The sequence below is a fragment of the Serratia sp. BNK-23 genome (assembly GCF_047456145.1).
GTDB lineage: Bacteria > Pseudomonadota > Gammaproteobacteria > Enterobacterales > Enterobacteriaceae > Serratia > Serratia nematodiphila.
The window spans coordinates 4242010-4255778 of the sequence record NZ_CP179900.1; the positions used below are offsets into that span (position 1 = coordinate 4242010).

Annotated in this window: 10 protein-coding genes; 8 read left to right on the forward strand and 2 right to left on the reverse strand. The window is 61.2% G+C overall.

Going from position 1 to position 13769, the window contains the following annotated elements:
- The first annotated feature begins 210 nt into the window (after positions 1 to 210).
- On the forward strand, positions 211 to 3117 hold the full coding sequence (gene rapA / locus ACMGF9_RS20210) for an RNA polymerase-associated protein RapA (protein WP_414160383.1): 2907 nt from the start codon (positions 211 to 213) through the stop codon (positions 3115 to 3117).
- A gap of 57 nt (positions 3118 to 3174) precedes the next feature.
- On the forward strand, positions 3175 to 3825 hold the full coding sequence (rluA, locus tag ACMGF9_RS20215) for a bifunctional tRNA pseudouridine(32) synthase/23S rRNA pseudouridine(746) synthase RluA (protein ID WP_004932866.1): 651 nt from the start codon (positions 3175 to 3177) through the stop codon (positions 3823 to 3825).
- Positions 3826 to 3968: 143 nt separating this feature from the next.
- On the opposite strand, the gene djlA is transcribed toward rluA, so the two are convergent.
- Entirely contained in the window at positions 3969 to 4790 is an 822-nt protein-coding gene (gene djlA / locus ACMGF9_RS20220) for a co-chaperone DjlA (RefSeq protein WP_118892449.1), read from the reverse strand.
- Between the two features lie 228 nt (positions 4791 to 5018).
- Here djlA and lptD point away from each other — a divergent pair, with 228 nt between their 5' ends.
- From lptD to apaH, 6 genes are all read left to right on the forward strand, one after another.
- Complete coding sequence (gene lptD, locus ACMGF9_RS20225; RefSeq protein WP_021505352.1) at positions 5019 to 7379, forward strand: LPS assembly protein LptD; 2361 nt, start codon at positions 5019 to 5021, stop codon at positions 7377 to 7379.
- A 65-nt stretch (positions 7380 to 7444) separates the two neighbouring features.
- Positions 7445 to 8746, forward strand: coding sequence for a peptidylprolyl isomerase SurA (gene surA / locus ACMGF9_RS20230; RefSeq protein ID WP_004932876.1), 1302 nt, complete (start codon positions 7445 to 7447; stop codon positions 8744 to 8746).
- Positions 8733 to 9725, forward strand: coding sequence for a 4-hydroxythreonine-4-phosphate dehydrogenase PdxA (gene pdxA, locus ACMGF9_RS20235; protein ID WP_015376625.1), 993 nt, complete (start codon positions 8733 to 8735; stop codon positions 9723 to 9725). The genes surA and pdxA overlap by 14 nt, the downstream gene beginning before the upstream one ends.
- Positions 9718 to 10536, forward strand: coding sequence for a 16S rRNA (adenine(1518)-N(6)/adenine(1519)-N(6))-dimethyltransferase RsmA (gene rsmA, locus ACMGF9_RS20240; protein WP_004932881.1), 819 nt, complete (start codon positions 9718 to 9720; stop codon positions 10534 to 10536). The genes pdxA and rsmA overlap by 8 nt, the downstream gene beginning before the upstream one ends.
- 12 nt (positions 10537 to 10548) lie before the next feature.
- Positions 10549 to 10926: a Co2+/Mg2+ efflux protein ApaG gene (apaG, locus tag ACMGF9_RS20245; protein WP_015376624.1), complete on the forward strand. Its 378-nt coding sequence runs from the start codon at positions 10549 to 10551 to the stop codon at positions 10924 to 10926.
- Between the two features lie 2 nt (positions 10927 to 10928).
- A complete protein-coding gene (apaH, locus tag ACMGF9_RS20250) occupies positions 10929 to 11780 on the forward strand; it encodes a bis(5'-nucleosyl)-tetraphosphatase (symmetrical) ApaH (RefSeq protein ID WP_015376623.1) in 852 nt (283 codons plus the stop codon).
- Between the two features lie 48 nt (positions 11781 to 11828).
- Here the strand turns inward: apaH and ACMGF9_RS20255 are convergent, their stop codons facing one another.
- The gene (locus tag ACMGF9_RS20255; protein ID WP_015376622.1) at positions 11829 to 13718 is read right to left on the reverse strand and encodes a PhoX family protein; all 1890 of its coding nucleotides are present in this window, start codon (positions 13716 to 13718) and stop codon (positions 11829 to 11831) included.
- Positions 13719 to 13769 lie beyond the last annotated feature (51 nt).

Below are 13769 nucleotides of genomic sequence, written 5' to 3' on the forward strand. Positions count from 1 at the left end.
GGTGACGAACGCGCCGCCTTCCATTACCATAGCGCCCTTCCCAAAACTGAACCACGCTTAGCCCTGCCGTCTCGCGACGTCTGCATGGCGTGAACGGCTATTGCCCGCCAAATTTAAAACAAACCGGGATTAGCAGACGTTCAGTACAGGTGCCGCGGCCCTTCCCGCCCGGTAACAAGACTTACTTACAAAGAATCGAGCCGACAATATATGCCTTTTACTCTTGGTCAACGCTGGATCAGCGACACGGAAAGCGAATTAGGACTGGGCACCGTCGTGGCGCTGGACGCGCGCATGATTACCCTGCTTTTCCCCGCCACCGGTGAAAACCGCCTCTATGCCAGAAACGATTCGCCGATCACCCGCGTGATGTTCAACCCGGGCGATACCGTCAGCAGCCACGAGGGGTGGCAGCTGCAGGTGGAAGAGGTGAAAGAGGAAAACGGTCTGTTGACCTATATCGGCACCCGCCTGGACACCCAGGAAAGCGGCGTGGCGATGCGCGAAGTGCTGCTGGACAGCAAGCTGACCTTCAGCAAACCGCAGGATCGCCTGTTCGCCGGCCAAATCGACCGCATGGACCGTTTCGCGCTGCGTTTTCGCGCCCGCAAATACCAGAGCGAGCAGTATCGCCTGCCGTTCGCCGGCCTGCGCGGCATGCGCGCCAGCCTGATCCCGCACCAGCTGCACATCGCTCATGAAGTCGGCCAGCGCCATGCGCCGCGCGTTCTGCTGGCGGACGAAGTCGGCCTCGGCAAAACCATCGAAGCCGGCATGATCATCCACCAGCAGCTGCTGGCGGGGCGCGCCGAACGCGTGCTGATCGTGGTGCCGGAAACGCTGCAGCACCAGTGGCTGGTGGAGATGATGCGCCGCTTCAACCTCTACTTCTCGCTGTTCGACGACAGCCGCTACGCCGAAGCCAAACTCGACAGCAGCAACCCGTTTGAGACCGAACAGTTGGTGATCTGCTCGCTGGACTTCGTGCGCCGCAACAAGCAGCGCCTGGAAGAGCTGGCGGACGCCCAGTGGGATCTGCTGGTGGTCGATGAAGCGCACCACCTGGCCTGGAGCGAAGAGGCGCCAAGCCGCGAATATCAGGTGATCGAACAGCTGGCCGAGCATATCCCCGGCGTGCTGCTGCTGACCGCCACCCCGGAACAGCTCGGTCAACAGAGCCACTTTGCGCGCCTGCGCCTGCTCGACCCGAACCGTTTCCACGACTACGGCGAGTTCGTCGCCGAGCAGCAGAAATACCGTCCGGTGGCCGACGCCGTCACCCTGCTGCTGAGCGGTGAACGCCTGGCCGACGACAAGCTTAACCTGCTGGGCGAGCTGATCGACGAGCAGGACATCGAGCCGCTGCTCAAGGCCGCCAACAGCGAAGGCGACAACGCCGAGCAGGCGCGTCAGGAGCTGGTTTCGATGCTGATGGATCGCCACGGCACCAGCCGCGTGCTGTTCCGCAACACCCGTAACGGCGTGAAGGGCTTCCCGCACCGCAACCTGCACCAGATCAAGCTGCCGTTGCCAACCCAATATCAGACCGCGATCAAAGTGTCCGGCATCATGGGCGCCAAAAAGTCCGTCGAAGCCCGTGCGCGCGACATGCTGTACCCGGAGCAGATCTATCAGGAATTCGAAGGCGAAAACGCCACCTGGTGGAACTTCGATCCGCGCGTCGAGTGGCTGCTGGATTACCTGCTGGCCAACCGCAACGAAAAAGTGCTGGTGATCTGCGCCAAAGCCGACACCGCGCTGCAGCTGGAGCAGGTGCTGCGCGAGCGTGAAGCGATCCGCGCCGCGGTGTTCCACGAAGGGCTGTCGATCATCGAGCGCGACCGCGCCGCCGCCTACTTCGCCTCCGAAGAAGAAGGCGCGCAGGTGCTGCTGTGTTCCGAGATCGGTTCCGAAGGCCGCAACTTCCAGTTCGCCAGCCAGCTGGTGATGTTCGATCTGCCGTTCAACCCGGATCTGCTGGAGCAGCGTATCGGCCGTCTGGACCGTATCGGCCAGATGCACGATATCCAAATCATGGTGCCTTACCTGGAGCACACCGCGCAGGCGGTGCTGGGCCGCTGGTTCCACGAAGGGCTCGACGCCTTCGAACACACCTGCCCGACCGGCCGCACCATCTACGACAGCTGCTACGAGCAGTTGATCGGCTATCTGGCCGCGCCGACCGAGCAGGAAGGCCTGGACGAATTCATCCACGCCTGCCGCCAGCAGCATGACCAGTTGAAAGCGCAGCTGGAACAGGGCCGCGATCGCCTGCTGGAGATGCACTCCAACGGCGGCGACAAAGCCCAGGCGCTGGCCGCCGCCATCGCCGAGCAAGATAACGACGTCAACCTGGTGGGCTTCGCGCTCAACCTGTTCGACATCGTCGGCATCAATCAGGAAGATCGCAGCGACAACCTGATCGTGCTCACGCCGTCCGACCATATGCTGGTGCCGGACTTCCCGGGCCTGCCGCAGGACGGCTGCACCGTCACCTTCGATCGCGATCGGGCGCTGTCGCGCGAAGACGCGCAGTTCGTCAGCTGGGAACACCCGATCATCCGCAACGGTCTGGATCTTATCCTGTCCGGCGATACCGGCAGCTGTGCGGTGTCCCTGTTGAAAAACAAAGCGTTGCCGGTCGGCACCTTGCTGGTTGAGCTGGTGTACGTGGTGGAAGCCCAGGCGCCGAAGCACCTGCAGCTGACCCGCTTCCTGCCGCCGACGCCGATCCGCATGCTGATGGACCGCAAGGGCACCAACCTGGCGGCGCAGGTCGAGTTCGAAAGCTTCAACCGCCAGTTGAACGCGGTCAACCGCCACACTTCCAGCAAGCTGGTCAATGCCGTGCAGCAAGACGTGCACGCCATGCTGCAGCAGGCGGAAAGCCTGGTGGAAACGCAGGCGCGCACGCTTATCGAACAAGCGAAGCAAGAGGCGGACGACAAGCTGAGCGCCGAGCTGGCGCGTCTGGAAGCGCTGAAGGCGGTCAACCCGAACATCCGCGACGACGAAGTCGAAGCGCTGGAGTTCAACCGCCGTCAGGTGCTGGCCAACCTCAATGAAGCCGGCTGGCGCCTGGACGCCATTCGTCTGGTGGTGGTCACCCACCAGTAACCGGCGCGACATGGGGAGGCCACCGTCTCCCCGGTCGGCCCTTTTCGCGGAGCCAAGATGGAACCCTACAATCCCCCGCAGGACCCGCTGCACATCCTGTATCAGGATGAACACATCATGGTGGTCAACAAGCCCAGCGGCTTGCTGTCGGTGCCCGGCCGCGCGCCGGAAAACAAAGACAGCCTGATGACCCGCATTCAGGCCGATCATCCGGCCGCCGAATCGGTGCACCGGCTGGACATGGCCACCAGCGGGGTGATCGTGGTGGCGCTCAACAAGGCCGCCGAGCGTGAGCTGAAGCGTCAGTTCCGCGAACGCGAGCCGAAGAAATCCTATATCGCCCGCGTTTGGGGGCATATGGAACATGACGAAGGACTGGTGGATTTGCCGCTGATCTGCGATTGGCCGAACCGGCCGCTGCAAAAGGTGTGTTTTGACACCGGCAAAGCGGCGCAAACCGAGTATCTGGTGCTGTCGCGAGACGCCGATGGCAGCACGCGCGTGAAGCTAACGCCGATCACCGGCCGTTCACATCAGCTGCGGGTGCACATGCTGGCGCTGGGGCACCCGATCCTCGGCGACGGTTTCTACGCCCCACCGGAGGCTAAGGCGATGGCGCCACGGCTACAGCTGCATGCACAAGAGTTGCGCATCACCCACCCCGCTTTCCAGACGCCGATGCACTTTCGCGCCGAACCGGATTTCTGAGCTCATCACCCAGGGATACCCTAAATAATTCGAGTTGCAGGAAGGCGGCAACTAAGCGCAGCCCCGGGAGCATACAAAAAGTACGTGACCGGGGTAAGCGCGGGCAGCCAACACACCTGCAGATCGAAGTATGACGGGTATCGTTATTTAAAACCTTTCTCGCGTTTGATCAGGTCGTACGCCGCCTGGATCTCCTGCGCTTTCTGCTTGGCCATTTCCATCATCTGCGGCGGCAAGCCTTTCGCCACCAGCTTATCCGGATGGTGTTCGCTCATCAGCTTGCGGTAGGCGCGTTTGATGGTGGCGGCATCGTCGCTGCTGCGCACGCCGAGCACCTTGCACGCATCGTCGAGCGTCGGGCCGCGCTGAGCCTGCTGATAGCCGCCCTGCGAATACCCGCCCTGCTGACCGCCGCCGAACTGACGCCCGCCCTCCATCATGCTGAGGAACTGATCGAACTGCGCGCGCGAAATGCCCAGCTCTTCGGCGATGACATACAGCACCTGACGTTCTTTCGGGTGCAGCGAGCCGTCGGCGAACGCCGCCTGAATCTGAATTTCCAGAAACATCCGAATCAGATCGAAGCGGCCGAAACAGATGCTGCGAAACTGCTGCAGCGTCTCACGCAGCGGGAACTGGCTCTGTTTGCCCTCGCGGAACGCCTGCTGCGCCGCGGTGCGCGCTTCGCCGTGCAGCTGCAGGCGATCCATAAACAGGCTGGCGATCTGGATATCCGCCTCGGTGACGCGCCCTTTGGATTTGGTCAGGTGGCCCATCACCTGAAAAGTGGTGCGGAAAAACAGCGTTTGCCGCGTTTGCTGGTCGGTGAAAAACCCCCGGCTGCGCTTGTTGCTGCGCGCCGTATCGATCATATGACCGATAATCAGCCCCAGAACTACACCCCAGAATCCCGCGCCAGACCAGATGGCGACGATGACGCCGAGCAGTTTTCCCCAATACTGCATATACTCCTCAATTATCATGCCGAAAGCCGCCCGCTCTCCTTCGCTTCAGGAAAGGGCGCAGGCGATTTTTCCTAGAATTTGGATTATCATACCTGTCATTTATCTTTGCGCCTAACGACGACGCAAGTAAACGGCTGGATTTAGCACTAGCGCAACGCAGATGAGTAATATAGTCTCTGACCGTTTGCCGGACACGACGCCTCTGATGACGGAACACCAAAACCGCGTATGAAAAAAAGTTTCCCAACACTGCTGGCCACGATGATTTGGACGGCACTCTACAGTCAGCATGCGCTGGCTGATCTGGCCGAGCAATGCATGCTTGGCGTTCCTGTTTACGACAAGCCTTTGGTCAGCGGCGATCCGAACAGCCAGCCGGTGACCATCAATGCCGATGACTCGCGCGCCGACTACCCGAAAAGCGCCCTGTTCAGCGGCAACGTGCATATCGAGCAGGGCAACAGCACCCTGACCGCCAAAGAAGTTGAGCTGAATCAGACGCAAAACCCCGGCCAGACGGAACCGGTGCGTACCGTCACCGCCACCGGCGACGTGCACTACAGCGACAATCAGATCAAACTGAAAGGCCCGAAGGCCTGGTCTAACCTGAATACCAAAGATACCGACGTCTATGAAGGCGACTACCAGATGGTAGGCCGTCAGGGGCGCGGCGACGCCGACAAGATGAAAATGCGCGGCGCCAACCGTTACACCATCCTGGAAAACGGCACCTTTACCTCCTGTCTGCCGGGCGACGACAGCTGGAGCGTGGTCGGTTCCGAAGTGATCCACGATCGCGAAGAGCAGGTGGCGGAAATATGGAACGCCCGCTTCCGCATCGGCGGCGTGCCGGTGTTCTACAGCCCGTACCTGCAGCTGCCGGTCGGCGACAAGCGCCGTTCCGGCTTCCTGATCCCGAACGCCAAGTACGGCAGCAACAACGGCTTCGAGTTCATGTTGCCGTACTACTGGAACATCGCGCCGAACTACGACGCCACCATCACGCCACACTATATGTCCAAGCGCGGCCTGCAGTGGCAGACCGAGTTCCGTTATCTGGTGCAGCCGGGCCTCGGCCTGATGGAGTTCGACTGGTTGCCGGACGACAAGGAATACGGCAAAGATCATGACGACAACAAACGCTGGCTGTTCTACTGGAACCACAACGGCGTTATGGATCAGGTGTGGCGCTTCAACGTCGATTACACCAAGGTCAGCGATTCCAAGTACTTCACCGATCTGGACTCCAAATACGGCTCCACCACCGACGGCTACGCCACGCAGAAATTCAGCCTCGGCTACGCCAACGAGAACTGGAACGCCACGCTGAGCTCCAAGCAGTTCCAGATTTACGACGATACCGATCGCTCACAATCAGACTCGTATAAAGTCCAGCCGCAGTTGGATCTGAACTACTACAAGAACGACCTCGGTCCGTTCGATTTCCATATCTACGGCCAGGCGGCCAAGTTCACCAGCGTCAACCCATACAGCCCGGACGCCACCCGTCTGCATATGGAGCCGACGCTGAGCCTGCCGCTCACCAATGGCTGGGCCAGCCTGAACACCGAAGCCAAGGTGATGGCGACCCATTACCAGCAGGATATTCCTGACGGTTTCGCCGCCAACTACCAGAGCCGCAAAAACGCTGCCGCGCCGGAGCTCGATGATTCGGTCAACCGCGTACTGCCGCAGTTCAAGGTCGACGGCAAGCTGGTGTTCGAGCGGCCGATGATCTGGGCCGAAGGCGCCACCCAGACGCTGGAGCCGCGCGTGCAGTACCTGTACGTGCCGTACCGTGACCAGAGCAACATCTACACCTACGACACCACGCTGCTGCAGACCGACTACTCCGGCCTGTTCCGCGATCGCACCTACAGCGGCCTGGATCGCATCGCTTCGCAGAACCGCGTGTCTACCGGTTTGACCACCCGCATTTATGATGACGCGCTGGTTGAACGTTTTAACGCTTCCGTGGGTCAAATCTACTACTTCAGCCGTTCGCGCACCGGCGATCGGGTAACCGGGTACGACAACAACGACGATACCGGTAGCGTGGCCTGGGCCGGCGATACCTATTGGAAAATCGACGATCGTTGGGGCCTGCGCGGCGGCCTGCAGTACGACACCCGCCTGAACAGCGTCTCGCTGGGCAACGGCGTGGTGGAATACCGCCAGGATGCCGAGCGCGTAGTGCAGCTGAACTACCGTTACGCCACGCCGGAATATATCCAGACGGCGTTGAACACCAAAACGGTTCCGGCCTTCCAGGACGGCATCTCGCAGGTGGGCATCACCGGCAGTTGGCCGATCGCCGATCGTTGGGCAGTGGTCGGGGCGTACTACTACGACACCCGTGCCAAACAATCCGCCGATCAGCTGGTGGGGCTGAAGTACAACACCTGCTGCTGGGCGGTGACGCTGGGCTATGAGCGCAAGATCACCGACTGGAACAACAGCAACAATACCAGCGTTTACGACAACAGAGTTTCGTTCAACGTCGAACTGCGCGGCCTGAGCAGCGATCATAGTCTCGGCTCCGCAGAAATGCTGCGCTCCGGCATTCTGCCGTATCAGCGCGCATTCTGACGCTTTGCAACACTTTGAAAACGAGAACTTTCACCCGCATTTGCGGATTACATAATGGGAAATGTATGAAGAACTGGAGAACGCTTATTCTCGGATTGGTGGTTTGCGCCAATGCCGCGTTCGCAGCACCCCAAGAAGTGGATAAAGTCGCCGCCGTCGTGGATAACGGCGTGGTACTCGAAAGCGACGTCAACGGACTGTTGCAGTCGGTGAAGCTCAACGCCCAGCAGGCCGGTCAGCAACTGCCGGACGACAAGACGCTGCGCCATCAGATCATCGAACGTCTGATCATGGATAACATCCAGCTGCAGATGGCCAAGAAAATGGGCATCACCGTCTCCGACGCCGAGCTGGACAAAGCGATCGCCAACATCGCCGCGCAGAACCGCATGAACGTCGATCAGCTGCGCAGCCGCCTGTCGTACGAAGGGTTGAACTACAACACCTACCGTTCGCAGATCCGTAAAGAGATGCTGATTTCCGAAGTGCGTAACAACGAAGTGCGCCGCCGCGTCACCATCCTGCCGCAGGAAGTGGACGCGCTGGCCAAACAGGTGGGCGCGCAGAACGGCAGCGACACCGAAATGAACATCAGCCACATCCTGATCCCGCTGCCGGAAAACCCGTCGCAGCAGCAGGTCGACAAAGCCGAAGAGCTGGCCAAACGCCTGGTGGGTGAGATCAACAGCGGCGCCGACTTCGGCAAGCTGGCGATCACTTACTCCGCCGACTCTCAGGCGCTGAAAGGCGGCAACATGGGCTGGGGCAAGCTGCAAGAGATCCCGACCCTGTTCGCTGAACGTCTGGTGAGCGCCAAGAAAGGCGACGTCGTCGGCCCAATCCGTTCCGGCGTCGGCTTCCACATCCTGAAAGTGAACGATATCCGCGGCGCCAGCCAGTCGGTGTCGGTCACCGAAGTGCACGCCCGTCACATCCTGCTGAAGCCTTCGGTGGTGCTGACTGACGATCAGGCGCGCGCCAAGCTGCAATCCGTTGCGGAAGCCATCAAGAGCGGCCGCGCCAAATTCGCCGACGAAGCCAAACAGCTGTCGCAGGATCCGGGTTCCGCCATGCAGGGCGGCGATCTGGGCTGGGCCTCCCCGGACATCTACGATCCGGCCTTCCGCGATGCGTTGCTGAAGCTGAGCAAAGGTGAAATCAGCGCACCGGTGCACTCTTCCTTCGGTTGGCACCTGATTCAGCTGCTGGATACCCGTCAGGTGGATAAAACCGACGCCGCGCAGAAAGATCGCGCTTACCGCATGCTGTTCAACCGTAAATTCGCCGAAGAGGCGCAGACCTGGATGCAGGAACAGCGCGCCCAGGCTTACGTGAAGATCCTCGATGGCAGCGATGCGCAGCAATAAACGCGTCGTCATTACCCCCGGCGAACCCGCCGGGGTGGGGCCGGATTTGGTAGCTGCCCTGGCGCAACAGGATTGGCCTGTTGAGCTGGTGGTGTGCGCCGATCCGGCCCTGCTGCTTGAACGCGCCAAGCGTTTGGGCCTGCCGCTGACGCTGCGCGACTACCAACCGCAGCAACCGGCCGAGGCGCAACGCGCCGGCACGCTGACCGTACTGCCGGTGTCGCTCGCTCAGCCGGTCACCGCCGGTGAACTGAACGTCGGCAACAGCGCCTACGTGGTGGAAACCCTGGCGCGCGCCTGCGACGGCTGCCTGAACGGCGAATTTGCCGCGCTGATCACCGGCCCGGTGAACAAAGGCGTGATCAACGACGCCGGCGTGCCGTTTATCGGCCATACCGAATTCTTTGCCGATCGCAGCCGCTGCGATCGCGTGGTGATGATGCTCGCGACCGAAGAGCTGCGCGTGGCGCTGGCGACCACCCACCTGCCGCTGCTGGCGGTGCCGGGCGCCATCACGCAGCAGAGCCTGTTCGAAGTCATTCGCATTCTCGACCACGATCTGAAAACCAAATTTGGCATCGCTCAGCCGCACATTTACGTCTGCGGTCTGAATCCCCACGCCGGGGAAGGCGGCCATATGGGGCGCGAAGAGATAGACACCATCATCCCGGCGCTCGACGCGCTGCGCGCTGACGGTATCCATCTGATCGGCCCGCTGCCGGCGGACACCCTGTTCCAGCCCAAATATCTGCAAGATGCCGATGCGGTGCTGGCGATGTATCACGATCAGGGGCTGCCGGTGCTAAAATACCAAGGGTTCGGCCGCGCGGTGAATATCACCCTCGGTTTGCCTTTCATACGCACCTCGGTCGACCACGGTACCGCTCTGGAACTGGCCGGCACCGGCACCGCCGATGTCGGCAGTTTCCAAACGGCCCTGAATCTCGCCATTAAAATGATAATTAATTGTAATGAATAACAGAGTCCACCAAGGGCACTTTGCCCGCAAACGCTTTGGACAAAACTTTTTAACCGATCAGTTTGTCATCGATAGCATTGTCTCCGCCATTCACCCGCAGCCGGGCGAAGCGGTGGTCGAGATCGGCCCCGGCCTCGGCGCCTTGACCGAGCCGGTTGGCGCGCGCATGGACCGCATGACGGTGATCGAACTGGACCGCGATCTAGCCACCCGGTTGGAGAACCATCCGCGGCTGAAAGACAAGCTGACCATCCGCCAGCAGGACGCCATGACGGTGAATTTCGCCGAACTGGCCGAGGAAGCTGGCCAACCGCTGCGCGTATTTGGTAACCTGCCGTACAATATTTCGACGCCGCTGATGTTCCACCTTTTCAGCTATACTCAGGCAATCCGCGACATGCACTTTATGTTGCAAAAAGAGGTGGTCAACCGTCTGGTGGCCGGCCCGAACAGCAAGGCCTACGGGCGTTTGACCGTGATGGCGCAGTACTACTGCAACGTCATTCCGGTGCTGGAAGTGCCGCCGACCGCGTTCGCGCCGCCGCCGAAAGTCGATTCCGCCGTGGTGCGCCTGGTCCCGCACACCGAGCTGCCGAACCCGGTGGGCGACGTGCGCATGCTGAGCCGCATCACCACGCAGGCGTTCAACCAGCGGCGGAAAACCATCCGCAACAGCCTGGGCGACCTGTTCACGCCGGAGCAGCTGACGGAGCTGGGCGTCGATCCTTCGCTCAGAGCAGAAAATATTTCTGTGGCGCAGTACTGCAAGCTGGCGAACTGGCTGTCAGCCAATCCGGCGCCGCAGCAATAAGGAGTTGTTGTCATGATTGATTCGCCCCGCGTGTGTATTCAGGTTCAGAGCATCTATGTGGAATCACAGTCGATCCCTGAAGAAGAGCGTTACGTCTTCGCCTATACCATCACCATCCGCAATCTGGGGCGGACCAACGTGCAACTGCTGGGTCGTTACTGGCTGATCACCAACAGCAACGGCCGCCAAACCGAAGTCCAGGGCGAAGGCGTGATCGGCGAACAGCCCGTCATTCCGCCCGGCGGAGAGTTTCAGTACACCAGCGGCGCCATTCTGGAAACGCCGCTGGGCACCATGGAAGGCCATTACGAAATGGTTGACCATCAGGGTCAGCCGTTCCGCACCGCTATTCCCGTGTTTCGCTTAGCCATTCCAACGCTGATCCATTAATTATGTCGACATACCTTATCGGCGACGTTCACGGCTGTTTCGATGAACTGAAGTCGCTGCTGGCTCAGGTTGCGTTCGATCCCGAGCGCGATCAACTGTGGCTGACCGGCGATCTGGTGGCGCGCGGCCCCGCCTCGCTGGACGTGCTGCGCTACGTGCGCTCGCTCGGTCCGGCGGTGCGCATGGTGCTGGGCAACCACGATCTGCACCTGCTGGCGGTCTACGCCGGCATCAGCCGCAACAAACCCAAAGATCGCATCACCCCGCTGCTGGAAGCGCCGGACGCCGACGAGCTGATCAACTGGCTGCGCCGCCAACCGGTGCTGCAGGTGGATGATGAGCAAAAGCTGGTGATGGCGCACGCCGGCATCACCCCGCAGTGGGATATCGACACCGCGAAAATGTGCGCGCGCGAAGTGGAAGCGGTATTGAGCAGCGACAGCTATCCGCTGTTCCTCGACGCCATGTACGGTGACATGCCGAACAACTGGGCGCCGGAGCTGAGCGGCCTGGCGCGCCTGCGTTTCAGCACCAATGCGTTCACGCGCATGCGCTACTGCTTCCCCAACGGCCAGCTCGACATGATCTGCAAAGATGCGCCGGGCAGCGCGCCGGCGCCGCTGAAGCCGTGGTTCGAACTGCCGCGCCTGGTGGACCCGGAATACACCATCATCTTCGGCCACTGGGCCTCGCTCGAAGGCAAGGGCACGCCGGAAGGCGTGATCGGGCTGGATACCGGCTGTTGCTGGGGCGGCGACTTGACGATGCTGCGCTGGGAAGACCGCCGTTACTTCACGCAGCCCGCCAATCGCGGCGAGGCGTCTGACCACGCCGGCAGATTAGCCGCATCCTGAAAATACAAAGGCGGCCCCGTGGCCGCCTTTGTTTTCTATATTATCGCCTTACGCCCCAATCACCCCGCCATTTTCACGCGTGATCATCAATACCGATGAGCGCGGGCGCGGGCTGTTGTTCGGGAAGTGCGAATCGCCCTCTTCTCCCGGATGCTGCACGTTGACGAACATCGTCTTGTAGTCCGGGGTGAAAGTGATGCCGGTCAGTTCGCAGGACTTCGGCCCCACCATGAAACGGCGGATCTCACCGCTGACCGGATCGCCCACCAGCATCTGGTTGTTGCCCTGCCCGACATAATCGCCCTTGTTGCTGTACTTGCCGTCGGTGAGGATCCACAGGCGGCCGGCGCGATCGAAGCCCAGCCCGTCCGGGCTGTTGAAGGTATTTTCCGCCGTGATGTTCGGCGTGCCGCGGTTGACGCCTTCGGGGTGGGCGATCGGGTTGCCGCACAGCGCATAGATGTCCCAGGCGAAGACGTCGGCGGTGGCGTCGCCGCCCTCGTCCCAGCGAATGATTTGGCCATAGATATTGTTAGGCCGCGGGTTGGCGGCGTTCAGCGGCATCCCTTCCTCACCGCGCTTGCTGTTGTTGGTCAGCGTACAGTACGCGCGGCCGTCATGCGGGTTCACCGCGATCCACTCCGGGCGATCCATTTTGGTGGCGCCGACCTGCTGCGCCGCCTTGCGGGCGAAGATCAGCACTTCGGCCTCATCGCGGAAACCGTTCTCCGGCGTCAGGCCGTTCTTGCCGAACTCAAGCGCAATCCAGCGCCCTTTGCCCTTCAGCGGTGTGCCGGCTTCATCGCCGTCGAACTGCGCCACGTATAGCGTCCCCTCGTCCAACAGCGTGCGATTGTTGGCCGGATTGGCGGCGTCGACCACGCCTTTGGAGACGTACTTATAGATATGTTCGCCGCGCTCGTCGTCGCCCATATACACCACCAGACGGCCGTCTTTGGCCACGGTCACCGCCGCGTTTTCATGTTTGAAACGGCCGAGCGCAGTGTGCTTGATGGGCGTCGAGGTCGGATTCAACGGATCGATCTCGACAATCCAGCCGTGGCGGTTGAATTCGTTGGGATTCTTCGCCACATCAAAACGCTCGTCATAGTCCGGCCAGTTGCGCTCCGGTTCGCTGGCCTTCAGCGTGTAGCGCTTCTGTTCTGGCGTGGTGCGATAATCGGCCTGACGGGTACCGAAATAGGTATCGAAGTTTTCCTCGCAGGTCAGATAGGTGCCCCACGGCGTCTTGCCGTTGGCGCAGTTGCCGAAGGTGCCCAACACCTTGCGGCCACTCGGATCGGCGGCGGTCTGCAGCAGCGAGTGCCCGGCGGCCGGGCCGCTGAACTGCATTTCGCTGTTGGCGGTGATGCGGCGGTTATAGCGCGACGGGCGCTCCACCTCCCAGCGCTGGCCGTCGCCAACCCGCTTGACCGCCACAATGGAGACGCCGTGCGCCGCCTGCGATTTGCGCACCTCTTCCAGGCTGGTGGCTTTGGCGCCGCCGTGGGCGAACAGATACTGTTCGTTGACGTATTCGTTATTGATGGCCATCACGCCGTGATTGTCATCAATAGGGAAGAAGCTCATGCCGTCATTGTTGTCGCCAAACTGTTTTTCCTGATCGGCGGCGCTGTTGTTGCCCTGCGGATCGAAGGCCGGCGCGCCGTCCACCAGCGGCTCGCCCCAGGAGATCAGCACCTCCGCGCGGTAGCCCGGCGCGATGGTCACCTCGTCGGCGATAGATGCGGCGATGCCCTGAAAGCCCAGCAGCCTGTTCGGTGGCAGATCCTCGGCCAACGCCTCGGCGGAGACCGACCAGATGCCACCGCCGAGAAAGCCGGCCAGGCCGACGGCGCCGGCGCTGCCGAGCAACAGCTTGCGGCGAGTGGGATCGATCAGGCGGTCGGCGTCTAATTGCTCAATTTGCTTGGTCATAACGTGGTTACCTTTTTAGTTATGGCGCCGCGGTCAAGATTCACCAGAGTT

Bases quoted from the DNA above. Each gene is read 5' to 3' on its own strand.
- apaH (WP_015376623.1), top strand. From the start codon at position 10,929: ATGTCGACATACCTTATCGGCGACGTTCACGGCTGTTTCGATGAACTG.
- ACMGF9_RS20255 (WP_015376622.1), bottom strand. From the start codon at position 13,718: ATGACCAAGCAAATTGAGCAATTAGACGCCGACCGCCTGATCGATCCC.
- lptD (WP_021505352.1), top strand. From the start codon at position 5,019: ATGAAAAAAAGTTTCCCAACACTGCTGGCCACGATGATTTGGACGGCA.
- rluA (WP_004932866.1), top strand. From the start codon at position 3,175: ATGGAACCCTACAATCCCCCGCAGGACCCGCTGCACATCCTGTATCAG.
- djlA (WP_118892449.1), bottom strand. From the start codon at position 4,790: ATGCAGTATTGGGGAAAACTGCTCGGCGTCATCGTCGCCATCTGGTCT.
- pdxA (WP_015376625.1), top strand. From the start codon at position 8,733: ATGCGCAGCAATAAACGCGTCGTCATTACCCCCGGCGAACCCGCCGGG.
- rapA (WP_414160383.1), top strand. From the start codon at position 211: ATGCCTTTTACTCTTGGTCAACGCTGGATCAGCGACACGGAAAGCGAA.
- rsmA (WP_004932881.1), top strand. From the start codon at position 9,718: ATGAATAACAGAGTCCACCAAGGGCACTTTGCCCGCAAACGCTTTGGA.
- apaG (WP_015376624.1), top strand. From the start codon at position 10,549: ATGATTGATTCGCCCCGCGTGTGTATTCAGGTTCAGAGCATCTATGTG.
- surA (WP_004932876.1), top strand. From the start codon at position 7,445: ATGAAGAACTGGAGAACGCTTATTCTCGGATTGGTGGTTTGCGCCAAT.